26 protein-coding genes are annotated in these 24,181 nt (G+C 31.9%); 18 read left to right on the top strand and 8 right to left on the bottom strand.

The annotated features are described in order from the left end of the window. Positions 1–6: 6 nt before the first annotated feature. Positions 7–561 (bottom strand): nucleotide exchange factor GrpE, encoded by a 555-nt coding sequence (gene grpE, locus CDV25_RS08550; protein WP_034554363.1) that lies wholly within the window; start codon positions 559–561, stop codon positions 7–9. 270 nt (positions 562–831) lie between these two features. Here grpE and pgp3 point away from each other — a divergent pair, with 270 nt between their 5' ends. Continuing rightward, positions 832–1,635, top strand: a complete 804-nt coding sequence (gene pgp3, locus CDV25_RS08545; protein WP_108911582.1) for a peptidoglycan metallopeptidase Pgp3 — start codon at positions 832–834, stop codon at positions 1,633–1,635. A gap of 9 nt (positions 1,636–1,644) precedes the next feature. Continuing rightward, positions 1,645–2,250, top strand: coding sequence for a class II aldolase and adducin N-terminal domain-containing protein (locus CDV25_RS08540; RefSeq protein ID WP_108911581.1), 606 nt, complete (start codon positions 1,645–1,647; stop codon positions 2,248–2,250). A gap of 260 nt (positions 2,251–2,510) precedes the next feature. On the opposite strand, the gene CDV25_RS08535 is transcribed toward CDV25_RS08540, so the two are convergent. Beyond that, positions 2,511–4,430 (bottom strand): NAD(P)-binding protein, encoded by a 1,920-nt coding sequence (locus tag CDV25_RS08535; RefSeq protein WP_108911580.1) that lies wholly within the window; start codon positions 4,428–4,430, stop codon positions 2,511–2,513. Positions 4,431–5,529: 1,099 nt separating this feature from the next. On the opposite strand from CDV25_RS08535, the gene CDV25_RS10790 reads away from it, so the two are divergent. The 7 genes from CDV25_RS10790 (at position 5,530) to CDV25_RS08500 (ending at position 9,481) form a co-directional block, all read left to right on the top strand. Next, a complete protein-coding gene (locus CDV25_RS10790) occupies positions 5,530–5,664 on the top strand; it encodes a hypothetical protein (protein WP_269149109.1) in 135 nt (44 codons plus the stop codon). Positions 5,665–5,671: 7 nt separating this feature from the next. Then, complete coding sequence (locus CDV25_RS08525) at positions 5,672–5,980, top strand: hypothetical protein (RefSeq protein WP_108910927.1); 309 nt, start codon at positions 5,672–5,674, stop codon at positions 5,978–5,980. Positions 5,981–6,103: 123 nt separating this feature from the next. Continuing rightward, complete coding sequence (locus CDV25_RS08520) at positions 6,104–6,394, top strand: hypothetical protein (protein WP_108911578.1); 291 nt, start codon at positions 6,104–6,106, stop codon at positions 6,392–6,394. Position 6,395: 1 nt separating this feature from the next. Further along, positions 6,396–7,358: a Cj0814-related protein gene (locus tag CDV25_RS08515; RefSeq protein WP_108911577.1), complete on the top strand. Its 963-nt coding sequence runs from the start codon at positions 6,396–6,398 to the stop codon at positions 7,356–7,358. A 324-nt stretch (positions 7,359–7,682) separates the two neighbouring features. Further along, complete coding sequence (locus CDV25_RS08510; RefSeq protein WP_108911576.1) at positions 7,683–8,135, top strand: hypothetical protein; 453 nt, start codon at positions 7,683–7,685, stop codon at positions 8,133–8,135. A gap of 10 nt (positions 8,136–8,145) precedes the next feature. Next, positions 8,146–8,382: a hypothetical protein gene (locus CDV25_RS08505; protein ID WP_108911575.1), complete on the top strand. Its 237-nt coding sequence runs from the start codon at positions 8,146–8,148 to the stop codon at positions 8,380–8,382. A 61-nt stretch (positions 8,383–8,443) separates the two neighbouring features. Continuing rightward, positions 8,444–9,481: a Cj0814-related protein gene (locus tag CDV25_RS08500; RefSeq protein WP_108911574.1), complete on the top strand. Its 1,038-nt coding sequence runs from the start codon at positions 8,444–8,446 to the stop codon at positions 9,479–9,481. Positions 9,482–9,655: 174 nt separating this feature from the next. Here CDV25_RS08500 and CDV25_RS08495 read toward each other — a convergent pair whose 3' ends face one another. Further along, positions 9,656–10,561, bottom strand: coding sequence for a LysR substrate-binding domain-containing protein (locus CDV25_RS08495; RefSeq protein WP_108911573.1), 906 nt, complete (start codon positions 10,559–10,561; stop codon positions 9,656–9,658). Positions 10,562–10,704: 143 nt separating this feature from the next. On the opposite strand from CDV25_RS08495, the gene CDV25_RS08490 reads away from it, so the two are divergent. After that, positions 10,705–11,781: a putative sulfate exporter family transporter gene (locus tag CDV25_RS08490; RefSeq protein ID WP_108911572.1), complete on the top strand. Its 1,077-nt coding sequence runs from the start codon at positions 10,705–10,707 to the stop codon at positions 11,779–11,781. Here CDV25_RS08490 and CDV25_RS08485 read toward each other — a convergent pair. Genes CDV25_RS08485 through CDV25_RS08475 form a run of 3 tightly spaced genes read right to left on the bottom strand, consistent with a single transcriptional unit; the run spans position 11,752 to position 15,343 of the window. Next, positions 11,752–12,327, bottom strand: coding sequence for a UbiX family flavin prenyltransferase (locus CDV25_RS08485; protein WP_108911571.1), 576 nt, complete (start codon positions 12,325–12,327; stop codon positions 11,752–11,754). The two genes, CDV25_RS08490 and CDV25_RS08485, sit on opposite strands and share 30 nt — an antisense overlap. After that, positions 12,324–13,226: a flagellar basal body P-ring formation chaperone FlgA gene (gene flgA / locus CDV25_RS08480; RefSeq protein ID WP_108911570.1), complete on the bottom strand. Its 903-nt coding sequence runs from the start codon at positions 13,224–13,226 to the stop codon at positions 12,324–12,326. Before flgA ends, CDV25_RS08485 begins: the two co-directional genes overlap by 4 nt. After that, on the bottom strand, positions 13,226–15,343 hold the full coding sequence (locus tag CDV25_RS08475; protein ID WP_108911569.1) for a heavy metal translocating P-type ATPase: 2,118 nt from the start codon (positions 15,341–15,343) through the stop codon (positions 13,226–13,228). The genes flgA and CDV25_RS08475 overlap by 1 nt, the downstream gene beginning before the upstream one ends. Positions 15,344–15,464: 121 nt before the next feature. Here CDV25_RS08475 and CDV25_RS08470 point away from each other — a divergent pair, with 121 nt between their 5' ends. The 5 genes from CDV25_RS08470 to CDV25_RS08450 are packed head-to-tail and all read left to right on the top strand — an operon-like array spanning position 15,465 to position 19,107. Further along, positions 15,465–16,490: a ribonucleotide-diphosphate reductase subunit beta gene (locus CDV25_RS08470; RefSeq protein ID WP_108911568.1), complete on the top strand. Its 1,026-nt coding sequence runs from the start codon at positions 15,465–15,467 to the stop codon at positions 16,488–16,490. After that, the gene (locus tag CDV25_RS08465; RefSeq protein ID WP_204161886.1) at positions 16,480–17,202 is read left to right on the top strand and encodes a carbon-nitrogen hydrolase family protein; all 723 of its coding nucleotides are present in this window, start codon (positions 16,480–16,482) and stop codon (positions 17,200–17,202) included. The genes CDV25_RS08470 and CDV25_RS08465 overlap by 11 nt, the downstream gene beginning before the upstream one ends. Continuing rightward, on the top strand, positions 17,202–17,834 hold the full coding sequence (locus tag CDV25_RS08460; protein ID WP_108911567.1) for a protein-L-isoaspartate(D-aspartate) O-methyltransferase: 633 nt from the start codon (positions 17,202–17,204) through the stop codon (positions 17,832–17,834). The genes CDV25_RS08465 and CDV25_RS08460 overlap by 1 nt, the downstream gene beginning before the upstream one ends. 8 nt (positions 17,835–17,842) lie before the next feature. After that, complete coding sequence (locus CDV25_RS08455) at positions 17,843–18,544, top strand: hypothetical protein (RefSeq protein WP_108911566.1); 702 nt, start codon at positions 17,843–17,845, stop codon at positions 18,542–18,544. 38 nt (positions 18,545–18,582) lie between these two features. Then, positions 18,583–19,107, top strand: coding sequence for a DUF2972 domain-containing protein (locus tag CDV25_RS08450; RefSeq protein ID WP_108911565.1), 525 nt, complete (start codon positions 18,583–18,585; stop codon positions 19,105–19,107). Between the two features lie 5 nt (positions 19,108–19,112). Here the strand turns inward: CDV25_RS08450 and CDV25_RS08445 are convergent, their stop codons facing one another. Further along, on the bottom strand, positions 19,113–20,135 hold the full coding sequence (locus tag CDV25_RS08445) for a bifunctional 3,4-dihydroxy-2-butanone 4-phosphate synthase/GTP cyclohydrolase II (RefSeq protein ID WP_108911564.1): 1,023 nt from the start codon (positions 20,133–20,135) through the stop codon (positions 19,113–19,115). Positions 20,136–20,207: 72 nt separating this feature from the next. Beyond that, the gene (locus CDV25_RS08440; protein ID WP_034553132.1) at positions 20,208–20,540 is read right to left on the bottom strand and encodes a rhodanese-like domain-containing protein; all 333 of its coding nucleotides are present in this window, start codon (positions 20,538–20,540) and stop codon (positions 20,208–20,210) included. A gap of 46 nt (positions 20,541–20,586) precedes the next feature. Between CDV25_RS08440 and CDV25_RS08435 the strand changes: the two genes are divergently transcribed. The 3 genes from CDV25_RS08435 to CDV25_RS08425 all read left to right on the top strand — a co-directional run bounded on the left by CDV25_RS08435 (position 20,587) and on the right by CDV25_RS08425 (position 24,181). Continuing rightward, a complete protein-coding gene (locus CDV25_RS08435; protein WP_108911563.1) occupies positions 20,587–21,270 on the top strand; it encodes a uroporphyrinogen-III synthase in 684 nt (227 codons plus the stop codon). Between the two features lie 18 nt (positions 21,271–21,288). Next, positions 21,289–22,638 (top strand): MATE family efflux transporter, encoded by a 1,350-nt coding sequence (locus CDV25_RS08430; RefSeq protein ID WP_108911562.1) that lies wholly within the window; start codon positions 21,289–21,291, stop codon positions 22,636–22,638. A gap of 136 nt (positions 22,639–22,774) precedes the next feature. Then, entirely contained in the window at positions 22,775–24,181 is a 1,407-nt protein-coding gene (locus tag CDV25_RS08425) for an aspartate ammonia-lyase (RefSeq protein ID WP_108911561.1), read from the top strand.

The following is a 24,181-nucleotide window of genomic DNA, read 5'->3' as shown; positions in this document are numbered from 1 at the left end:
TTTAATTTAAGCTTTTGCTATGCTAACCATTGAAGGTCTTAGCACTCTTTCTTTGTATTTATACCCTTTTTGCATCTCTGCAACAATTTCTCCTGCTTTGTGTGTATCACTTTGCACTTGCATAATCGCATCGTGGAAATTAGGGTCAAATTCTCCACTAGCAAGGATTGGCTCAATCCCGTGTTTTGCAAGAGTTTTTAAAAGATTGTCTAAGGTTAATGCAATGCCCTCCTCAATTTTTTCTATAATTTCACCTTCTTGTAGATTTTCTTTAGAGTCTTTAATGCTTTTTAGGGCAATCTCTAAAGTATCAATGCTTGATAGTAAATCCTTAGCAATTTTTTCATAAGCATATTCTAATGCTTGATCTTTTTCACGTATAAGACGTTTTTTAGTGTTTTCAAAATCTGCATAGGTTCGGAGATATTGATCTTCTAATTCTTTAATTTTGTTTTTAAGGGATTCTTGAGAATCCTCCTCTTGTGCATTTTCTGTTTCTTGTGTTTGGCATTCTTCTTGTATTTGTGAAGAATCTATAGATGAATTTTCATTTTCTTGCATTTAATGATACTCCTTAAAACTAAGAATGGTAACTTCAATGGGAATTTTAGCAATTATTCTTGCAAAATTCAAGCAAAATTATATAACTTTAGTCTTATAATGTCAAGTTAAATTAACAAAATAAGCTAAACTTTCTTAATAATATAAATTTAATATTTCTAAAAATAGCTTTTTATTGGGCTTATTACTTTGTTAAATTATTTTGTAAGTAAAGCTCTGATATTCTTTAGGTTTTCACACTATATATTATTGATTCTAAAGGCAGGGATTATGCTAAGAATGGTTTGTATTTTGTTATTACCTTTATGGCTTTTAGCACAGAGTGAATATGTTGTAGAGAATGGTAAGACGATTATTTTAGAAACTTTAGAAACTAATCCGCAACCTTTAAAGATTTTAAATAAAATTTATATTTGGGTGGCACATCCTAAGAATCCTGCCAAAAAAATTTCCCTTATTAGCATTCCCTATCGCACCAAATCCATTAGCATACCTTTAGAAAATAGAGGAATTTTGAAGATTAAAGAGGGAGATTATAAAAAAGAGGAAATTTATGCTTCACCTGCTAAAGTAAAACCTAATAAAGAAAATCAAGAGAGAATACAAAGAGAATACAAAGAAGCCCAAGGGATTTATGCAGTTTATAGCAAGGAACGTTATTGGAGGGAGCCTTTTATTTATCCTATAAAAAGCAAAATAACAAGTGCTTATGGTAATGCTAGAGTGTTTAATAGTGAAATTAGCAGTTATCATAGTGGCACAGATTTTAGGGCGGTAATTGGAACGCCTATTCATGCAAGTAATAATGGTAAAGTAGTCCTTGCAAAGGAGAGATTTTTGGCGGGCAATTCTGTCGTTATTGATCATGGAGAGGGAATTTTTAGTATGTATTATCATTGCAGTGTTTTAAAGGTAAAGGCAGGCGATAGAGTAAAAAAGGGAGATTTAATTGCTCTAAGTGGAGATAGTGGAAGAGTGAGCGGTCCTCATTTGCATTTTGGATTTTCAGTACAGGGGGTTCAAATAGATCCCTTAGATTTTATTAGTCAAGTCAATATTCTTTTTGAGGATTAAGAACAGAAAATGAAAAAAAATATTTTACTTGAACTTCAAAAAATTTCTTTAGCAATGTTTAGAAAAAATTTTTTTGGAATCTTTCAGGGTTCTATTTCTGCTAAACTCGAAGAGGGGCATTTTTTAATCAACAAAAAAGAAGCGATTTTTGATGATTTAAATGAGGATTCTTTAATAACACTTTATCATAAAAGGGATTATCGTTGGAATGGAGCAAGTATCGATGCTTTTATCCATTCTCTGTTGTATCAAAATCTCCCTAATGCTAAGTATATTGCTTATGGAATGCCTCCTTTTACTACGGCTTATACTTTAAGTTATGATAAGATTGTCCCTAAAGATTATTTTGGGTCGAGAATCTTGGGTGCTCTTGATGTGTATAATCCTAAAGATTATGATAATTGGTATGAAAGGGCGGATGTAGAGATTAATCGTTATTTTAGGGAAAATGATACAAAAATTATGGTTATAAAAGGCTATGGAGTATATGCTTATGAGCGGAATTTGCAATCCCTTTCTAAAATGACTGCTTTATTAGAAAATACTTGTAAAATCTTATATTTTAATTCTCTATTAGAAGGTAGCCGACAAACCCAAAATTTATTTGAAATTTAAATAAATTGTAACAATGTATTAAATCTATCTAATTTAGACTTTTTGGGGTTATCTTTACAAATTTCGTTTTTATTGATTTTTAATTTGCTTTTGCCATAGCTTCATTATTCAAGTTTAGTTGCTCATCTCTTAATATTTTCTCCTCTTATTTATTATTGCTATTAAGCAATTTTTTGTATCTTTCATTACACACAAAGCTTGGATTTTTTAATATAGTCTTCATATTAAAAGAGTAAAACTTCGCAAAAAAGAATCAAGAGCTATCCTAATTCTTCTACGGCTCTCATTGCTTGTTCAATGGCTACGTGAGCATAGGCATCCCAATTTGCATCGCAATTTGCAATAGTAATGTTTCCATAAGGTTTTCTTGCTTCTAGTATGGCTTTTTCACTTTCTTCTTCATTATCATAAAGTGTGTTTAGTGTGTAAGAGTAGCAATGCCCCCAACGATTAAGCGTAATGGCTAGAATATCTTTTTGGTGGTTAAATCCTGTTTTATTAAGCATACTTTGCAATTGCTCTCTAATCATTTTTTCTAAATCTGAAAAAGGAATATTAAAGAGTTGATGACGTGCTAACCTTGATTGCTCTCTAGCATCCATTGTATCACCATCGGTAATCCCTTGATTTAATACCATAGGGGAACCAACCATATGGAGACAAATAGGCTTTTTAGGATCTTTTGGATGCTCATAATTACCCATGTTAACGGGATAATCTAATTTAGTTCTAGCATAAAACATTTTTGGAGAATAAATTTCATGCACTCCTAGTTTAATGAAAGGTTCCCAGTTGCTAATAATCACTTTGGTGTGAATTAAAGGGGTTTTAACACATAAAGAAAGTGCTGCTTTTTGAATCTTGGGCATATCAGGGATAATGTAAGGGATAGAGCTATTGTAGTTTGCCATAATTACTTTTTTTGCAAAGATTTTATGGAGTTTTTTATCAATTCCACTTGCATAAGTTACTAGCACACCATCTTTAGTATTTTTTGCATTAATAACCGTGCTATTTAATCGGATTCTTGTTGGAGATTGGGGTAAATCAAGTTTAGAATAATCAAATTTTGCCAAAATTACATCCTCAGCACTTTTTCCAGGTGCTATAGCAGGAATTAGCTTTCTTACCATTAATCTTGCAATACTCGCATTTCCGTCTGGAAAATGATAAATATAGGGTTCATTAATTTCTGCTTCTGCTGCTTTATCTAAAGGAGGAAGTTTTAGATTATCAAAACCGGGTAAAAATGATCCTCTAGCATCCTCACAAGAGATAGAATCAATTCCAAGAGCTAAAAAATCGTCCGTCATTCCCTCAAAGAAAGAAATAGCTATGGGGGATAGTTTAACTTTATCCCTTAAAAAGTTTCTATAACTTGTTGTAGTAATGTATTTTATCCTTTGTTTTTCATTCATACCCTCTAAATAATCTTTAGGGTTTTCGTGAAAAGCGATTAAATCTTCTCTATCTTTTTTAGGCATAGGGAAATCATTGATAAAGTCTTTATAGGATCTACCATTAATTCTATCTTTTGGAATATCATCACAAATGATTCTGCGAGGATTCCCACTTACTACTTTATCTTGCCCAAAATCTTTTTTATTAAAATAAACGCCACGACTTAAATTTAAATCAGGATAAAAATTAACATTAAACTTTTTAGCTAAATCATCAATATTAATCCCTAAACCACCCAAAAATTCTATAACTTCTTGCGAATAAAGTGTTTTTGGAGACTGCAGAGATTCACTTCCCCCATAACTTAAAATCATCCTATCTTTTAAGTGAAACTCATTTCTTCTTGCGTGTCCGCCAAAATCATCGTGATTATCAAGAATTAAGATCTTTTTCTTATTTCCTGCTTTGTCTTGATAAATACAAGCCGCACATAAACCACTAATTCCTGCCCCAACAACAATTAGATCATAGTTTTCTTCAATAGCAAGGGAATTAAAATCAAATTTTTCTCCATCACGTAGCATATGTGCAAATTCATAACTTTCATTTGTACTTCCTCTAAGTCCTGTTAGAGAGGGGGGATAGACGTTATCTTGATTGAGAATTTTTTGGTTTATATGCGTTGCTTGCTCCTTACCATAGAGTAATTCTAGTGGAGACATACCGGCAACTACCGCAACAGCCATACCATTTAAGAAGTCTCTCCTTGTTATATTCATAGAATATTCCCTTCAAAAATAAATTTTAATAATCTTATCATAGAAATAAAAGTGTATTTATAGTTTTTGGGTAAAATTTTTTGAAATTTAAAGTTAAAATATCTTGATAAACTTATTAAGTTTTGTGGGGATTTCTAATCCATGCCCTATGTTATTTTTACATATTTCTATTCTTAAATTGTTGTAAGGTAATATTTTGTTGATCTTAATTAAATACTCTTTGATGAATATTTGGTAAATGCAAACTATCCTGATAAAGAAAAAAGTAATTTTATCCATTGTTTTTTGTTTATTCTATCCCATATGGACAGAATTTCTTTTCTAAAATATTGTTACTTTTTATACTTTACATAACTTTATCTTTAATTCCCTTTCTCACCTTAAGATTATTTTAATAGAGTTAAAAATAAGATAATTTTATTAAAAATTACATTTTAAGGGGTTCATTATAAAAAAGACAATATTTACTTTTTTAATTTCTTTTACTTTTCTTTCTACTTTTACTTTCGCACAAAATAGCAATTTTACACAACAAGAAATAGAATCACTTTTTATAAAAGATTCTAAACCTTTAGAGTTAATAGCCCTCTCTAATGAAGAGATGAAAACCACAGAGGGAGCGTGGGTACCATTGTTAGCATTTAAGGGTTGGAATGAGTCTAACAGTTACTAATTTGACTTATTTAAATGCTCTAGGACCAAAAGATCCTGTTTATTCTAGGCGACCTTGGAAATTCTGGTAATTGTATGCATGAACCAACCTTAATAACGGATATAGCTAATATAATGCTTTATATTTATTCTCTATTTTCGTTGTATGTTTTATGCCATTTAGATGATTTTACTTACAAGCGATTTTATGCTTATTTACTCTTAACATTCCTAATGATGAGTATTAGATTTGATAGTGATATACTTAATCTAATCTTTGTTATATTAGGCTGTGTCGCATTAGTTTTAATAATTTTCTTTAAGAAGTCCATTAATAAAACTTAAAATCTTTTATCGGTGATTTAATGTTTTTTTTAATTATGATTAAGGTATATCTTCTTAATTTGGCAGGAATCAAGGTTGGAATTGGTGGGGTTTTGGAGGAGCTGTGGCATTAGGGGCTGTGAGAGGTATATGGTTTGGTAGGAACCCTATTGGTGCTATTAGAATGGGATTGGGAACACCCATAGGAGTAATTGGTGGAGTTGGTGCTGGAAAATTTGTAACAAGAGTGGGATGGTAGGGACTTAGTGAAAAATAATCATAAAAATACTCGCTTCTGTGTTCTATTAAGTAGTTATGCCATTATTGGGATTGTTACTTTATGGTTTTATCCTTATCAAAAAGCTAGTTTGTGGCATAGTATAATAACCTTTATTGTCGTGCTATTAATATTTGTTTGTCTTTATTGGTTTTATAAAAATGAAGCACCCCGCTATTTTTCTGTAGAATGGCTTTATAAAAATAATTTTCAATATCCCTCTAAAGCGTCAGGTTATATTCTTATAAACCTATGTTTTGTGGGGCTTACAATATTATTAATGGCATTACTTGATTAAGGTAAGTGTTACTTTTATACTTTACATAACTTTATCTTTAATTCCCTTTCTCACCTTAAGATTATTTTAATATCGTTAAAAATAGAATAATTTTATTAAAAATTACACTTTAAAGGGTTCATTATGAAAAAGACAATATTTAGTTTTTTAGTTTCTTTTACTTTTCTTTCTACTTTGACTTTCGCACAAGATAGTTTTACACAACAAGAAATAGAATCACTTTTTATACAAGATTCTAAACCTTTAGAATTAATAGCCCTCTCTAATGAAGAGATGAAAACCACAGAGGGAGCGTGGTTGCCATTGTTGGCATTAAGTACTGGGTATAATAGAGATTTATCATTTATCTCTGCTTCTACTAGAATTTTTCAACATTTAGACCAAACAACCCCCGATAAGTTTCAAAGGTGGTAGTATGCAAATTCACTCCAACATTTATCAGCCATTAATCTTGCAAACAAACACAAGGATTGACTACGAAACACACCCCCATAACCAAATATTTGAAGACCTCTCAAAATCAGCACCTGCTGGAGCGGAAATTTATGGCATTTATAGACCTAATTCTTTAGCTACAGCTATGAATTATTTGTTGTTCCCGGGTATGCTAGAAGATACATTGGTTTTAAAAAATACTTCTCAATTATCTCATCAAACATCAAATGGTTTTGGCGGCTATTCTGTAGATGAATATGGCTTTATGGGAGAAGAGTTTTTAAAAGCTGCTAATTTACCAAATGAATATAAGATTCATAAAAATGCCTTACAAGCTTTCAATGATTTTTATACAACACCAGATTTTATAGATTCTAAAACCACTCCACAAGCACAATTTGAAGCTATAGATTTAATCGCAGGTCTCTCCTATGCCTATAAAGAGATACAAAGCCTTACACAAGGAAAATTTGATTCTAAAGAAGCCTATTCTGAAGATGAAATTAAACATATGTTTAAAGATTCTTTTGAGAAATTTAGTTTCAATTTTGGTTTTAATACACCTTTAATGCAAGATTATAAAAATGAAAAAGGAGAGTTTAAAAAAGAAGGTATTATGCTAAGTTATGCTTTTGTAATGGATACCTTTGCAAAAGCAGAATCTCCTTTTACTAAGCTTAGTGAATATGGTAAGTTTTTACGAGGAATGCCAAGCTCTTATAGTCCCAATAAAGAAGATACTACAAAAAAACCAAAAACACCTGAAGAATTAAAAAAGGAAATGCTTAATCAACTTGATGAAGTCTATTTGAAGATTTTAGAAAATACACAAGAAACACAATCTGATTTAAAGCCTATTATTGCTAAAAATAATCTAAAAGAAATTGATGAACTCATTAATAAAATGATTAGAAAAGTGCGTATAAATGATGAAGCCTCTTAAGGGTTTCTTTATTTTTATAAAGCATTAAATTTATAGCTTGGATGCATAATTAAAATACTTAAAAACCCAAATAAAAAATAAATCAATAAAGTATTATTAATCTAAAAGAATATTACAGAAGTATTAATACATTTAATGGATTTTAATCCCCCTATGTATAAACATTAACTTTAGTAAAACATTCTTTAAATTGGAAAATTTCAAATCTCTTATAAGGTCTTTCTTATAAGCTTATTACTTTTATAAAACATTCTTTGTAAGCAATAAAGAATCCCTTATGGGAATAAGATTTGCTTGAAGTTTATTATGATCAAAGGAGGTATTGTGAAAAAGTTATTCTTAACTTTATTAGTAAGTTTAGGATTTATAAGCTCACTTTCTGCACAAGAATTAGATTTTATTGCTGTTGCTACTCAAGGAAAATTTAATGAAAACTCTTTAGGCGTTAAAGCACTTAGTGATGAGGAGATGAGTAAGGTTGTGGGGAGATTATACCAAATTGGTGGTCATGTTATAACCCCCACTCTAGTATCTAAATACTATATTGTAGAAAAAAGTGATTTAAATTACGATAGTAGATTGATTCAAGAAGCGACAAGTAAGCTACATTATGGAGAAGCATTAGCTTATGTTAAAAGGTATTACCAAAGTCAAGTAGAATGGACTTGGTTAGCAGGATATAATCTATATACAAAAGAATTTAGGGAAATACCCTTTAGTGCCTCAATGCAATCTTTTCAATTTATAGATAGTCAATATAAATACTCTCACTATTAGGAGGATTACTATGGAAAATATTAATTCAAACATTACTCCACTCAATCATACGCTATTTACTCTCTCTAGTGATTTTATTGTTCCAGATAATTCTACAAGTTTTGCTAATATGTTAGCAAGATCAGAAAGTGGGGAAGAGATAAAAGGTCCAATGCCACTTCTAGGAGATAAACTTAACCCCAATGATTATCAAGAAAGCTTAAAGAATCTAGCACTAGCACAAATGAGGGAGCTACAAAAACTTTAACTACACAATAAAGGATTAAAATTTTTTGCAAGGATGCATAATTATCTAAAAAGGATAGATTATGACAACAAACACAATAAATTACAAACCTTTAGAAATGCAGAGTGAGTATTCTGTTTCTAATGAGTATAAAAAACAAAATAAACATATAGTAGAACCAGCGAATTTTGATGTATTCTTAGAGTCCAATTCTCACTCCTATGCTTTTGATTATCTTGGAGGTGGTAATGTCATAGGTAAAGGTATTAGAAAAAGTAGATTAGACTCCAACCCCCTTAGCTTTAAAAACACCTTAAAGCAAGAACAATTACTTACTTCCAAAGCAACAAGTCAAATGCAAGATTTTTTAAATACTCCAAACCTGGCTAATTTTGAAAAAAATAGAATATCTCTAAACAATAATAATTTTAAAAACGCCTTTGAAGGTTATAGTATAGATGAATATGGCTTTATGGGAGAGGAGTTTTTAAAAGCTGCTAATTTACCTAGTGATTATAAGATTCATAAAAATGTCTTACAAGCTTTCAATGATTTTTATACAATTTCAATCCATTCTAATTATAAAACCATCGACTTAATCGCTGGAATTTCTGCTGCTAATAAAGAATTCAATACCCTCCTTAAAGAAGATAAAGAATATTACACCAAAGAAGAAATAATACAAAGCACAAAGGCAAGTAAGGGAGCATTCAATGAAGAGGATTTTGAGGCATTATTAATGCAAGATTATAAAAATGAAAAAGGAGAGTTTAAAAAAGAAGGTATTATGCTAATGTATGCTGTTAATAGTGGTGCATTAGAAGATACCCCCCTCTCCTTATACGATAAAAAAGAAAATAAAAAAAGTCAAAACAACTTCACAATGACAAATAACTCTAAAGAAAAAACATCTCAAGAAAAGGCAAAAGAAATGAAAGATGCTTTAAATGATTATTACCTCAAAGCTCTTGAATCTTCACAGGAGGGAATACAATACAAAGATGATAATATTGCTATCCCTGATAGAGTGATAAAAGAATCACAAGAGTTTAAAGATAAAGTAACTCAACTAGAATTTTATCAAAGGTCAGGAAAACCAAAAGAAGTTACAGGAAAGTAGGTTAAGGCTAAGCTAATGAAATCCCTTAATGCTAAGGTTTAAACAATATTAATATGGAATTTAGTGATTAAAGCTATTATTTTAACGCTTAGGATTGGCGGAAACCAATAAAAAGTAATATTTAAAAACTAGAATTTATGCACAAATGAATATTAAGAGATTTGTAAGCTTAACTTAAGATTTGGCTATAGCCATAAAAGCCTCTATTAAACATTCTTCAAATTTCAATAAAAGCGCACTAGAAAGCTGGGTAGAACGTTTCAAACTATATAAATTTCTCTCTAAATTAACATTAATAATCTCTATAGGAAATAAAATTTTCTCTTGTATCTCCTTTGTAATAGCAATTTTAGAAAAAACAGAAATTGCACCCTTAGTAATCACTAAATCCTTAATAGCATTCGTTCTATCTAATTCTAAAAAAACGGGAATTTCTTTACCCATATCCCCTAAAGCGTTCAAAAATTTATCCCTCAATCCAGAGCCATATTCTCTAAGAATCCATTTTTTGTCTAATAGCTCATCAATATATCTTGGCTTAGAGGCTAAAATAAAATCATTACTTGCCACAACTAATTCATCCTTCCCTAACACTTCTGCAATTAACCCCTCACTTTTAGCATATTCCTTAGTAATTTCACCCTCTATAAGTGCTAACTCCACTTCCCCCTTTTTTAATAGATTCAAACACTCCCCTGTATTATGGCTATGCGAAATAACCTTAACCTTAGGGTATTCTTTAGCAAATTCATATAAAATCTGAGGTAAAAAATATTCCCCGATAGTATGTGTCGAAACAATACGAATCTCACCCAAAAACATTCCCTCTTCACCAATGACTTCTAAACTTTTATAATAACCCTCTACCACTTCAAGCCATAATCCACCTAATAACAAAGCTTTAGAAGTAGGGAGCAAACGTTTGCCTAAACGTTCAAATAAAGAGCTACCAATCGTGTTTTCAATATTTTTAATAATAATAGAAACATTAGGTTGAGTAGTTTTAAAATTCTCTGCAGTGAGTGTAGGGCTTTTGGTCTTTAATATATCCAAAAAAATCTCTAAATCTTTCATTCTCATTAAAGTCTCTCCTTTTAAAACTAGCATTATACTGGGATTCTCTTAAATAAATCTATATTTTTTATGATTTTAATAATATTAATATATTTTTATTATTTATAAAAAAAGGATATGATACCTCCAAAAATTTATAAGGAGCTATTATGAATTCTCTTAAAACTTTTTTCACTCACAATATACAAGGTCTCTTATTAGTTGGTGGCATTGTTGCTTTATCTACCTATTTATCAAGTATTCCAGCCATTCATAATACAACACATCTAGCACCTACAGCCATTGCTATTTTAATAGGGGTATGCTTATCTCCGCTTTTTTTCAAATACCAGCAAATTTTAGGAAATGGGGTGCATTTTAGTGCGAAAAAACTTCTTAAATTAGGCATTATCCTTTATGGTTTTTTTATTACTTTTGATGAACTTAGAAATGTTGGTTTATTAGGATTAATAGCTGCTTTTATGGTAGTTATTAGCATTTTTCTAATCTCTTTGTTTATTGGCATTAAAGTTTTAAAACTTGATAAAGAAACTTCTATGCTAGTGGGTGCAGGTAGTGCGATTTGCGGTGCAGCTGCAATCTTAGCCTTAGAATCAACCTTAAAATCTGATTCTCTTAAAGGAATAATTGCTATTAGTTGTATCGTTATTTTTGGTCTTATAGGTATGTTCTCTTACCCCATAGCCTTTTATTCTGACCTTATTCCCCAACTTAATGAAAATTCTATGGGATTTTTTATGGGAGCGACTTTACACGAAGTTGCCAATGTAGTAGGTGCAGCAGAGATAGCTAAGGATATGGGAGGATTTTCACAAGAGGCTGCTAATACTGCTATTATCATTAAAATGATTCGGGTAATTATGCTTGTACCATTTTTATTCTTTATGGCTTTTTATGCTACAAAACACACTCAATCTACTACCAAAACTATACAAATCCCTTATTTTGCATTCTTATTCTTAGGTACTATTATGCTCCATACATTTCTAAGCCCCCATAAAGCAACTCCTATTTTAGGAACTATTACTATTCAATCCCTTATAAGCTCTTTGCAATTTTTAAGCGTGCTTTGTATTGTCGCAGCAATGGGAGCTTTAGGCTTACAAATACATTTCAAAAAACTCATCGCAACAAGTAAAAGTGCTTTTATATTAGCCTTTATACTCTTTGGCTTTCTAATATTTGGGGGATATTTCTTATCTTTGCTCTTTCAAAGATTCTTCTAATCCTCCCTCTCCCCAACGTTTATAAGCATAAGGAATGCCTAATATATCACACCACTTCCCTAAAACAAGATTTTCTATTTCTTTTAAACTACTTCCGGCATAATAACCAAAAATAGGTGGTGCTATAATTATACCTATTTGTGAGAGTTTTGCCATATTTTCTAAGGCAATGGTGCTAAAGGGCATTTCTCTTGGCGCTAAAAGGAGATTGCGTCTTTCTTTAATCATCACACTTGCGGCTCTAGTAATTAAGGTATCAGAAATACCATAGGCTATTTTTGCTAAGGTATTTTGTGAGCAAGGAATAACAACCATACTTTCGCAGATAAAAGAACCACTTGCGATACAAGCCCCTAAATCTAAATCCTCTAAATAAATAGTGTTGGGGACTTCTTGCGGAATTGCTTGGTTTTCTTTTTTTAAGACCTCTTTAGCCCTTTTAGAGATTACGCAATATTTTTCTATCTCTAAAGGTAAAATTTCTAAGAATCTAAACCCCAAATTCACTGCACTAGCACCACTAATGCCTACAATAATGCGTTTCATAACAATTCTCCCCGCCCCTTGCTTTGTATTTTAACTTCATAAGCCTTTTTATTCTCTAAGTCTTTAGCTTTTATCACATCACCAATCCCACCATCTTTTTGTGCTTCTAAGAAAAACTCTAAAACAACCCCCTCTTCTTTTATATCTACAAGTATTTTATCTCCCTTTTTGACAACTCTTGGCTTTACTAACCTATCTTCTGTAATTAATATATCTTTTGGAGTGTAAGAACGCACCGCAACCTCACCTAATTGACTTTTTGACATTAACGCGCTACTAATTTTATCTAAAGCAATCTCAACAACCTTTGCATTTTGGTAATTAATACTCTCCCCCCCACTAAGAGGTTTAAGTAATACAATGCCTTCTAAGGTTGCATCAATAAAATACCTAAAAAATACCTTTTTCTCTCTCTCACTCTCTTTAAGAACAATATTAAAAGTCCCCTCTTTACGTTTTAATAATTGCGTAGAAAAATCAATGGTTTTAATATTTTCTTCTTTAAAATTCGTAGCGGTGATTTGCTCTAGGGTAATAGAATGGATTTTGATATTATTGTTTTGGTATTGTTGAAAAAATAGCCCCGCAATATGGGCTTTAATCCCATCAGTATTCCCCCCAACTTCTCTTTTAAAGGTTACAATGGGGGATTTAGCACCAATATGGATTCCAACATTTTCAAACTTTTCTATTAATTGTGAGCTTTTGATTTGAAAAACATTAGCGTTTTTGGGAATCTCAAAGAGCAAGAAATTTTCAGAGGCTTCCTTAAAGACATCTTTTGCATAAACCTTAGTATCCTTAAAGAGATATTGTTCCTCTAAGATAAAATACTCTAACCCAAAGCCAACTTTAACCCCTATTACAAGGCTTAAAAAAGCCTTTTTAAAGATACCCATTATAACTTTAACCTTGAGATTCTAAGGGCATTAAGCACAACACTAACAGAACTAAATGCCATAGCTGCTCCAGCAAGTGAGGGTTGTAAAACAATACCAACAAAAGGATAAAGCACCCCAGCTGCAATAGGGATTAAAACCACATTATAAACATAGGCAAAAAATAAATTCTCTTTAATATTCTTTAAAGTCGCAAAAGAAATTTTAAACACCTCAACAATGCCCTTTAAATCATCTTTCAATAGCAAAACATCGCCTATTTCTTTAGCCAACTCTGTTGCACTTGCAAAAGAAATACCAAAACTTGATTCTTCTAAAGCTAAAGCATCATTAATGCCATCCCCTACAAAACACACTCCTCCTAATTTTTTAAGCTCTCCAATCTTTTGACTTTTTTGCAAAGGCGTTGTTTGGGCAAAATATTCTTTAATACCCAATTCTTGAGCTATTTTTTCTACACTTGCTAAATTATCTCCACTTAAAATTACAGGCACAATTCCTAGATTTTTAATACAATCAATGACTTCCTTTGCATTTTTCCTCAAAGAATCCTTTAAATAAAAAACCGCTAAAAGCTCTTTTTTATTACAAAGGGCAACTACACCCTCTTCTTGTTTAACAATATCCTCTTTGCCAAGAATTTCTTGTATCCAAGCTAATGAACCTAAATAATATTCCTCTTGATTAAAGACTGCTTTAACACCCTTAGTGATAAGGTATTCCTTCTTTTGCAAAACTACATGGGTAGTAAATTCTTTTGTATATTCTAAAATTGCTTTTCCTATGGGGTGGGGATTATCCTCTTGCATAGCTTTAGAGAGTGATAAAATCTCTTTCTTATCGCCAAAAATATCCGCCTTTTGCACGATAATTTCTCCTTTTGTTAAAGTGCCTGTTTTATCAAAAACCATAAACTTAATTTGTTTAGCTTTTTCATAAACATCCGGGGATTTAATCAAAATTTCATTCCTCTTTGCCCGCATACTTGCACAAACAATGGCTAAAGGCACAGCAAGACCTAAAGCACAAGGACAAGATACTACTAAAATAGAAGCAGCGATAGATAAAGCAAAAGCAAAACCCTCTTGCAACCAAAATAAAAAAGCCACTAATGCGAGTAAAACTATACAAGGCACAAAAACAGAAGCGATTTTATCCGCTAAGATTCCAATAGGAGGTTTTTGTGTTTGGGATAACTCTAATAAATCTAACATTTCATAAACAAAAAAATCACTAGAATCTTTTGAAGATTCCACAATAATCTCCCCATTTATAACAACACTTCCACCTATAACTTCACTACCTTCCCTTAAAACACTAGGCAATTCTTCACCATTAATATGTGCACTACTTACCTCCGCTTCTCCTTGTATGATTTTGCCATCAAGGGGTATTTTCTCTCCACTAACCACTAAACATTTATCACCTTTTTTTATGGTATTAATTGCAACCCATTCTTTTTTATCCTCTTTTAAAAGTCTTGCTTTAGGGGGTAAAATCTTTGCTAAAACTTCTAATTCTTCACTAGCACTTTTTTTTGCCTTAGATTTCAAGTATTCCCCTAAAAGCACAAAACAAATCACCGAAGCAGAGCCTTCAAAATAATATCCTTTTGCTCCACTAAAGAATAAATAAACAGAATACAAATATGCAGCGCTAGTACCTAAGGCTATTAATACATTCATATCCGCAACTTTTGTTTTAAAAAAGCTCATTGAACCCTTATAAAAAGGCATTGCACAATAAATTTGTGCAACACTTGCCAAAAGAAGCTCCACTGCAGAGCTCCAAAAGCTATGGAATCCTCCCATATGTAAAACAAAAATAACAAGAAAACAGGGAATGGCTACTAATAAACGCGTTTTTAATCCTTGAATATAAGCCATCTCTCTTTCTTTACTATTATCCTTAGAGGCAGGGAATCCATAAGAAGTAATAAGCTCTATAATTTTTTGCTCGGAAATTTGGGATTCTTCATAAGAAATTTTGGCTTTGCCACTAATGGCATTAATTTTGGTATTTAGAATACTAGAGTTTTTTTCAAGATTACTTTGAATACTTGCCGAACACGCACTACAATGCATACCATCAATATGAAGCTTTGCTATTTTCACCATTTTTACCACTTTAGTATTAAGTATTTTTTATGAAATATTTTTTTATTATTCCATTCCATTTACATCCTCATTATAAAAAAGAGTCTATATTATCCCAACTTAAAAAAACCAAAGGTATTTTATGATGAATAGAAAAAAAATTTATAACCCAAACTCCAAAGAAAGCGTAAATGAACGCAGAATCTTTGGTGGTAATCCCACAAGCATTTTTGAACTCAATAAAATTAAATACCAATGGGCTTACAACCTTTGGAAAGTAATGCTTGCCAATTCTTGGTTCCCAGAAGAAGTCAATATGACCCAAGATAAACGCGATTATTCTGAGGGACTAACGCGTGAGGAAAAAATAGGCTATGATAGAGCCTTAGCCCAACTTATTTTTATGGATTCACTCCAAACTAATAACCTCATTGACAATGTCAATCCCTACATTACAAGCCCAGAAATTAATTTAATCTTGGTTCGTCAAGCTTTTGAAGAAGCCCTCCATTCCCAAAGTTACGCTGTTATGGTAGAATCTATCTCTGCAAATACTGATGAAATTTATGAAATGTGGCGCACTGATGGGCAACTACGAAGCAAAAATGACTATATTGCCAATGTTTATGAACAACTTGCTAAAGACCCAACAGAGAGAACTCTAGTCCTTGCAATGTTTGCTAACCAAATCTTAGAGGGGATTTATTTTTATTCAGGTTTTGCCTTTTTTTACACCCTTGCAAGAAGTGGTAAAATGCTAGGAAGTGCACAAATGATTCGCTTTATTCAAAGGGATGAAGTTACCCATTTATTATTATTCCAAAATATGATAAAATCCCTTAAAAAAGAAATGGCACATATCTTTACTAAAGATTTAGAAGAAGAAGTAATTGAAATGTTTAAAGAAGCGGTTAAAGTAGAATCTTCTTGGGGGGATTATATTACACAAGGACAAATTCTAGGGCTTACTAGTGAAATTATTCACGAATATGTCCGCTATCTTGCAGATATTCGACTAGCTCGCATAGGATTCCCTAAAATTTATAATGCTAAACATCCTATTAAATGGGTAGAATCTTTTAGCTCATTTAATGAACAAAAAACAAATTTCTTTGAAGGAAATGTTACAAATTACGCAAAAGGGAGTATTAACTTTGATGATTTCTAGAGGTCTTTATACCCTACAATTCAAAACCAAACAAAACTTTGAAGAAAATCTTGCACACCTAAAAAGTCTTATTATAAATTGCGAAGCACAATCTATTATTTTAGCCCCTGAAGTTTGTTTAACAAACTTCTGTTACCAAAGGATGGAGGAAGCCTCTGAATTTGCTAAAGTGGCTACAGAAGTGCTTTTGAAATTATCCCTTGATAGAACCATTGTTTTATCAATGATTGAACAATACCATAAAGGCTTTTATAATACCCTAAAAATCTTCCACAAAGGGGATTTACTCCATCTACAAAATAAGCATAAACTTTTTCCATTAGGCGATGAACATTTACATTTTCAAGCTGGTGATATAGAAGAAATTACACCCTTTAATCTTGATGGACTTAAATGTGGAGCAATCAATTGCTTTGAATTGCGTTTTATTGAAATATGGCAACGTTTAAAGGGATGTGATTTAATATTTGTCCCCGCACAATGGGCAAAAGAAAGAAAAGATCATTTTCAAACCCTTACAAAAGCTCTTGCTATCACGACACAAAGCTTTGTAATGGCAAGCAATGGAGCTAATGATTCTATGGCAAAAGGAAGCTGTATTATTACGCCTTTTGGGTATGTTACTAATGATGATCTAAAGGAAATCATAAACTATAAAGCAAACTTTGATGATATTACAAAAGTGCGTAAATTTATGAATATAGGGTTATAATGCAAAGTCTCAAAACTGCGAATATGGTGCGTGAGATTCTTAAAGAATTTCCTATTAGCCAAAAAGTGCAACAGGCATTTTTAAGCATAGATAGAGAAATTTTTACCCCTAATGGATTTGCCTACCTTGCTTATAGTCTTGATGCACTTCCTATGGGTGCCAATCAATGGATTAGCTCTCCTTTAACAGTGGCTAAAATGACAGAATACTTACAATATGAAGGTGCAGATAATGTTTTAGAAATTGGCTGTGGAAGTGGTTATCAAGCAGCAATCCTTAGCTGTCTTATCCGCAGAGTCTTTAGTATTGAACGCATTGAGAGACTCTTAAATGAAGCAAGAGTTAGGATTAAACACTGCAACTTAAAGAATATTAACACCAAGCTAGATGATGGGCAAAATGGCTGGAGTGCCTATGCACCTTATGATAGAATCCTCTTTTCAGCCGCAACTCACGAAATCTCCCCTGCTATTATCCATCAACTTCAAGAAGGAGGTATTTTAGTAGCTCCTTTGCAACAAGGAGACAAACAAATCATTACGCGATTTTGCAAACACAATGGAACTTTAACCAACAAAGAAGAGCTAGAGATTTGCTCGTTTGTTCCTATATTAAGCGGAATCTCCAATTAAGGGATATAATGAAACAATCACTAACTAGAAAGATTTATGAAAAAGAGGGATTGAGAGCGTGTATAAACTATATCATTAATAAAAGAATCTATAAAATTAAAGATAAATTTTATTGTCTTCTTTCTCCAATAATTTGGAGACTCCCTCTACCTAAAACCTATCATTTCTTATTAATTGCAAATTACGCTTGTGGAAGTATAGCGATTCAGTCCTTTTTGTCTAAATGTGGAGTGTCTTTAAATAGCAATTTTGGTAAATTAGGTGATTTTACTAGGCATAGAAAAATCTATTATACAAAATATTTTTTTCACGCTCTAAGTCCCAATTCCTATAAAGCCCTAAATTTCACACCTACCCATTATCTTGATACTATCAATACCCAAAAGCTTCTTGCTAGAATCCACAAAAACATCCCCTTATTAGTGCCTGTAAGAGACCCCTTTTCTTTATTCTTAACCGCTTTCAATCATACAAACTCCGATAAAGCTTATAATATAAAAGTGCATTTTAAACTTTTTGATGATTTCAAAACCTTTTTTAACCAAAAGACTTTCAGGGCTCTAACATTAGGCGATTTACAGGTTAAAACAGTAGCTTTAAAACATCCTAAAATTTATCTGACCCATTTCTTTATTATAATGGCACATTTTAAGCTTTATAGTATTACAAAATTATTTACAGGGGGGGGGCAAATAAAGTTTATTATATAGATTTACAAGAGCTATCTCAACAAAAGGCTTTTAAGACAATGCAGACCTTATCCCACTCCTTTGGTTTCCCACAACCTAAAGAAGAAGATAAGGCGTTTTATGAAGAAAAGGCATATGATGCTTTGTCTTTTTTATTTTTACCCCTTATTATCACTATTCCTATAAGCTCCCATAATATAGAAATTACCATAACCGCTTACCAGCAAGCAATCCATTTCCAATCCCAAAAATCCATTAATAAGTTTTTCTCTATACCCCAAAATCTCAATATTCACTTACTTATCTACCCTAAAGACTTAAAAATACTCAAAAGCAATTTAGAGGTTTTTTCTCAAGTTATTAACTATATTAATAATATTCTCTTAGAAATGCAAGAAGCTACTCTTAGGCACAATCAAGCTAAACTTAAAGAAAAAGATATTTTAGAAATAGTGGCTACCAATCCACTTTTAAAGAGGGAATTAAAAGAATTTTTAGATTATGAATTACAAGATATTAAAAAATACCGACGAGATATTGTGGATTCTTGGGAGCATTATAGAGCTTTTGAAGCAATGTTTTAAATAATTTAAACCTTAATCTGTTCTAAAATCTTAAGACCAAAACCACTTAAATTCGCATATTCATTCATATGTGAAGTGCTAAGCAATCTAAAATCTTCTACGCCTAAGGATTTTAGAATCTGGGCTCCAATACCTAAATCTTTAATATCTTTATGGTCTTTTGTTTGTAAAAAGATTAAATACCCTCCTGCTTCTTGAAGCCTTTTAACAGCATTTAAAACACCATTATAGCTAGTTTCATCCTCTAAAAAGGCTAAATCTGGTCTAATAATATGGAACTTCACCAACGGCACTTTTGCTTCTTTAAAGGCAAAAATCGTATGGATTCTGTTTAAATGATCTTTAGTTTGTATTTTTTTGACCTCATGCCCTAAAAATTCACTCTCCTCTTCACAAATCGCTGATATAAGCTGCTCAAAACGCAAACGATATTCAATCAAATCAGAGACATAAAGAATCTTAAGATTATGCTTTTTAGCAAATTCACTTAAAAACTTATCCCCCGTTCTTGCCATTAAACCATCCTCTCGCATAATCTCACAAATCACGCTAATAGGCTTTAACCCCGCTAATTTACAAATATCTACACTAGCTTCTGTATGTCCTGTCCTCTCTAGCACTCCACCCTCTTTTGCAATAAGGGGAAAAATATGCCCTGGACGCACAAAATCCTCTGGCTTTGCATTAGGTCTGCACATAAGATTAATCGTTAAATCTCTTTCGTAGGCAGAAATTCCTGTTTTTGCTTCTCTAGCATCAATAGAAATTGTAAAAGCGGTTTCATGATTAGAACTATTATGACTTACCATAGGGGGTAAATCTAATGCATTAGCAATTTCTTTAGTAATAGAAACACAAATTAACCCTCTAGCCTCTTGTGCCATAAAATTAATTTTCTCAGGTGTGCTAAAGATTCCGCTTAAAACCAAATCCGCTTCATTCTCCCTATCTTCATCATCCATAACAATAATCATCTCACCTTTTTTAATAGCCTTAATAGCTTCCTCTACTCTTAAAATGGAATCCATTTTGAAACCTTATGTAATTTAAAATTATCTTAAAATTCAGAAGTATATCGAATTTTTCTACATTTTTTAAACTTAAGAATTGCTTTGTAAATATTCTTTAGGAATATTAAAATAATTATCATCAAAATAATAAATATTATTTAATCCCTGCTTAACAAGCTCACTCCCAAACTCTGCTGCACTAGAACCACTATGGCAATAAAGTAAAATTTTCTTATCTTTATTTTCCTGTGCGATGAATGCGATACGTTTAAGGGAGGATAGATTAAGAGCATTTTGAATATGACTAATCAAAAAATATCCACGAGAACGCAAATCAATAACAATAAAATCTTCAAAAAATTGATGGGTTTGATTAGGTAGAAACCTAAAAGGAATCGCCAAGCTTTTGTTTTTAACATACATTGTAATCTTGCCTTAAAAGGGTAAAATTTGATAGAATTTTAAAGTAATGAAAAAAGTCTATTATATCACAAAAAGAAATACGGCAGCAAATTTGGATAACTCTATAAACCTTTTAGAATTGCTAGAAATTAACAAACTTCAAGATAAACAACTCTTTTTAAAATTACAGCAATGTAATTGCCTCATTTTTACCTCTAAAAACGCCATTTTTGCCCTTGAAGAAAATGTTGGTGAGAAATGGCATAAGATTCCTTGCTATGTGATAGGCAAAGGTAGCAATCAAACTTTAGAACATTTTGGGGTAAAAGCGAAATTTATAGGGACGCAATCTTATGGGGATTCTTTTGCTATGGAATTGCAACATCAGCTAAAGGGCAAAAAACCTCTTTTTATAAGGGCTAAAAAAATCGCTTCTTCTTTAGTAGAAATACTAGGAGATGCACAGATTCACCTTTTAGAATCTATCCTTTATGAAACCCTACCTATCAAACTTAGTCAAACACAAAAAGAAAAGTTAATGCCTCAAAAAGATGCTATTTTATTTTTCAGCGCACCATCATCTGTGGAAGCTTTTTTATTAAACTTTCAATGGCAAAAAGACTATACCGCACTATGTATTGGAAAAACAACCCTAAAATATACAAAAACATCTTTAGGAGCAAGGGCTAAAATCTTACTCTCTCCTCATTTAAGTATCCACTCCTCCTTAGAATTTGCAAAAACTTTATAGGGTATAAAAGGGAATTTTATGAAGAAATTAAACCTCAAAACAACACCCATACCTAGACTTTTCTTATCTTATTTTATTCCCTCTTTAGTGGCTATGCTTGCTCTATCTACTTATTCTACCATTGATGGAATATTTGTGGGTAAAAAATTAGGAGAAAATGCACTAGCAGCCATTGGAATTGCGTGGCCTATTTTTCCTGTGCTTATTGCTTTTGAATTGCTCTTTAGTGTAGGTGGAGCAGCAATGAGTTCTTATTTTTTAGGTAAAGGCAAAGCATTTAGGGCAAGGATTATCTTTAGCTCTGTTTTTTATTTTGCTCTCTTTACTTCTATTATAGGAGGATTTACGCTTTATTATTTTAGTGACTTTGTCGCTTTATATTTAGGGGCTAGCGCAATTTTACTTCCTTTAGTAAAAGAATATACAGAAATTATTTATCTAGGTGCTTTTGTGATTGTTCTGCACCCTACATTAGATATTTTTGCCATCAATGATAAGCAACCCATTCTAGCAATGGTGGCAATGATTGTTGGTTCTTGTATGAATATTCTTTTAAACTATCTATTCCTCTTTGTTTTTGATTTTGGCATTGGTGGAGCTGCTTTAGCCACTATTTTAGGGCATAGCATTGGAACTTGTATTTTACTACAACATTTCTTACGAAAAAAAGGAAATTTATTTTTAATCAGGGCTTTTGATGTTTATGCACTTTTAAATGCAACCAAAAATGGTATTCCTCAAAGTAGCTCAGAAATTAGTATGAGTATTATGATGCTTATTTTTAACCATACTATTATGAATATTGCTGGAGATAGAGGCATTTCTATTTATAGCGTTGTAATGTATATGAGTATTATCCCTTTTACAATTTTATTGTCTGTCGCTCAAGGAGTTCAACCTATTTCAAGCTTTAATTATGGAGCTAATCTTTTAAGAAGAGTCAAAGAGGTTTTTTACTTTAGTTTGAAATTTAGTCTCTTAGTGGGGATTATTTTATATATTGCTTTTTATAGCTTTGGTTCTTTTGTTATTCCTTGGTTTTTGCAAGATAATATTGCTTCAAGAGATGCCCTATTGTCCTTAGAGACAAAAAAGGCAATGAATCTTTATTTTATGAATTTTATACTCTTGGGAATAAATCTTGTAAGTGCTACCTTTTTCCAATCTATCCAAAAAACCTTTATTTCTTTTATCATTACCTTATCCTATACCCTCTTGTTTACTTTATGCTTTGTATTGGTTTTACCTAAATTCTACGGATTTGAAGGCATAATGAGTGCCCACCCCTTAGGGGTATTATGTGCTAGCATTGTAGTATTTGGGATTATTCTAAAGGAACAGAAAAGCGGAATCTTAAAAAGCTTATAAGAATATAAATTTCGCAATATAGTTTTTAAGAATAATACTTTGATAATGTTTTTAAGAGTAGTATTATTACAATGAATCTTAAACTTTTAAGAAGCTCTAAGATTCAAATCCATATCATAAAGAAAGGTTCATTAAAATGGGAACTAGAAAAGAACACGATTTTATTGGAGAATTAGAGATTTCTGATGATGTCTATTATGGAGTGCAAACTTTTAGAGCACTTGATAATTTTCAAATGAGTGGGAGAAAATTAAAAGATTATCCTTTTTTCATCAAAGCTTTTGCACAAATTAAAAAAGCTGCCATTTTAGCTAACAAAGAAGTAGGAGTTTTAGATTCTACTAAAGCTGATGCCCTAGCAAAGGCTGCTGATAGATTAATTCAAGGAGAATTTTTAGAGCAATTTGTCGTAGATATGATACAAGGTGGTGCTGGAACAAGCACAAATATGAACGTTAATGAGGTTTTAACAAACATAGCTCTTGAAAGTATGGGACATAAAAAGGGAGAATACCAATTCTTACACCCAAACGATCATACAAACTTAGGGCAATCTACTAATGATACCTATCCTAGCTCTATAAAAGTAGCAACTTGGAACAAGCTTAGTGATTTAACTAAAGCTATGGAAGCATTAAAAACAGAACTTGAAAATAAAGCTAGAGAATTTAAAGATGTAATTAAAATGGGCAGAACAGAGCTTGAAGATGCAGTGCCTACGACTTTAGGGAATACTTTTAATGCTTTTGCTAGTTATATTAAAAGTGATTTAGAAAGGGTGCAATACGCAAAAGAAGTAATGAGCACTTTAAATATGGGTGCAACTGCTATTGGAACAGGGATTAACTGCCATCCTGATTATAAAAATATTGTTGAAAAAAAACTTAATGAAATTACCGGTGGGAATTTTAAACCCGCAGAAGACTTAATTGCTGCGACACAAGATACCGCAGATTTTGTTTTTGTAAGTGGAGTTTTAAAAACTGCCGCTGTGCGATTAAACAAAATTGCGAATGATTTAAGACTTATGAATTCAGGTCCAAGATGTGGTTTAGGAGAAATTAATCTCCCAAAAATGCAACCAGGAAGCTCAATAATGCCCGGAAAAGTTAACCCAGTCATTTGCGAGGTTGTGCAAGAGGCTTGCTATGAAGTTATTGGCAATGATACAACGATTATGCTATGCTCCGAAAGAGGAGAATTTGAATTAAATGCGGTTGAACCGGGTATTGCTTATGCACTATTTAACTCTTTAATACTTTTAGAAAATGCTATGAAAACCCTAGCATCAAAGGCTATCAAAGGACTAAATGCTAATGTAGAAGCCTGCAAAAAATCGGTTTTAAACTCTATAGGCATTGTTACCGCCTTTAATCCTATCTTAGGCTATGAAAAATCAGCAAGCATTGCTAAAGAAGCTCTACAAACAGGAAAAGCTGTAGGAGATATTTGTTTAGAAAGAGGATATTTACCCAAAGAAGAAATTGAGAAGATTTTAGATCCACAGAATATGCTAAATCCTCAAATGAAAGCAAAAAAATAA

The sequence above is a fragment of the Helicobacter apodemus genome (assembly GCF_003097575.1).
In the GTDB taxonomy this organism is placed as follows: Bacteria; Campylobacterota; Campylobacteria; order Campylobacterales; family Helicobacteraceae; genus Helicobacter_D; species Helicobacter_D apodemus.
Note: the sequence above shows the minus strand (reverse complement) of the source record. Positions and strands in the feature narration are given on the sequence as shown.

Excerpts from the sequence above, each read along its gene's own strand:
- grpE (WP_034554363.1), bottom strand. The coding sequence starts at position 561 with ATGCAAGAAAATGAAAATTCATCTATAGATTCTTCACAAATACAAGAA.
- pgp3 (WP_108911582.1), top strand. The coding sequence starts at position 832 with ATGCTAAGAATGGTTTGTATTTTGTTATTACCTTTATGGCTTTTAGCA.
- CDV25_RS08540 (WP_108911581.1), top strand. The coding sequence starts at position 1,645 with ATGAAAAAAAATATTTTACTTGAACTTCAAAAAATTTCTTTAGCAATG.
- CDV25_RS08535 (WP_108911580.1), bottom strand. The coding sequence starts at position 4,430 with ATGAATATAACAAGGAGAGACTTCTTAAATGGTATGGCTGTTGCGGTA.
- CDV25_RS08520 (WP_108911578.1), top strand. The coding sequence starts at position 6,104 with ATGAAAAAGACAATATTTAGTTTTTTAGTTTCTTTTACTTTTCTTTCT.
- CDV25_RS08515 (WP_108911577.1), top strand. The coding sequence starts at position 6,396 with ATGCAAATTCACTCCAACATTTATCAGCCATTAATCTTGCAAACAAAC.
- CDV25_RS08505 (WP_108911575.1), top strand. The coding sequence starts at position 8,146 with ATGGAAAATATTAATTCAAACATTACTCCACTCAATCATACGCTATTT.
- CDV25_RS08500 (WP_108911574.1), top strand. The coding sequence starts at position 8,444 with ATGACAACAAACACAATAAATTACAAACCTTTAGAAATGCAGAGTGAG.
- CDV25_RS08495 (WP_108911573.1), bottom strand. The coding sequence starts at position 10,561 with ATGAGAATGAAAGATTTAGAGATTTTTTTGGATATATTAAAGACCAAA.
- CDV25_RS08490 (WP_108911572.1), top strand. The coding sequence starts at position 10,705 with ATGAATTCTCTTAAAACTTTTTTCACTCACAATATACAAGGTCTCTTA.
- CDV25_RS08485 (WP_108911571.1), bottom strand. The coding sequence starts at position 12,327 with ATGAAACGCATTATTGTAGGCATTAGTGGTGCTAGTGCAGTGAATTTG.
- flgA (WP_108911570.1), bottom strand. The coding sequence starts at position 13,226 with ATGGGTATCTTTAAAAAGGCTTTTTTAAGCCTTGTAATAGGGGTTAAA.
- CDV25_RS08475 (WP_108911569.1), bottom strand. The coding sequence starts at position 15,343 with ATGGTGAAAATAGCAAAGCTTCATATTGATGGTATGCATTGTAGTGCG.
- CDV25_RS08470 (WP_108911568.1), top strand. The coding sequence starts at position 15,465 with ATGATGAATAGAAAAAAAATTTATAACCCAAACTCCAAAGAAAGCGTA.
- CDV25_RS08465 (WP_204161886.1), top strand. The coding sequence starts at position 16,480 with ATGATTTCTAGAGGTCTTTATACCCTACAATTCAAAACCAAACAAAAC.
- CDV25_RS08460 (WP_108911567.1), top strand. The coding sequence starts at position 17,202 with ATGCAAAGTCTCAAAACTGCGAATATGGTGCGTGAGATTCTTAAAGAA.
- CDV25_RS08455 (WP_108911566.1), top strand. The coding sequence starts at position 17,843 with ATGAAACAATCACTAACTAGAAAGATTTATGAAAAAGAGGGATTGAGA.
- CDV25_RS08450 (WP_108911565.1), top strand. The coding sequence starts at position 18,583 with ATGCAGACCTTATCCCACTCCTTTGGTTTCCCACAACCTAAAGAAGAA.
- CDV25_RS08445 (WP_108911564.1), bottom strand. The coding sequence starts at position 20,135 with ATGGATTCCATTTTAAGAGTAGAGGAAGCTATTAAGGCTATTAAAAAA.
- CDV25_RS08440 (WP_034553132.1), bottom strand. The coding sequence starts at position 20,540 with ATGTATGTTAAAAACAAAAGCTTGGCGATTCCTTTTAGGTTTCTACCT.
- CDV25_RS08435 (WP_108911563.1), top strand. The coding sequence starts at position 20,587 with ATGAAAAAAGTCTATTATATCACAAAAAGAAATACGGCAGCAAATTTG.
- CDV25_RS08430 (WP_108911562.1), top strand. The coding sequence starts at position 21,289 with ATGAAGAAATTAAACCTCAAAACAACACCCATACCTAGACTTTTCTTA.
- CDV25_RS08425 (WP_108911561.1), top strand. The coding sequence starts at position 22,775 with ATGGGAACTAGAAAAGAACACGATTTTATTGGAGAATTAGAGATTTCT.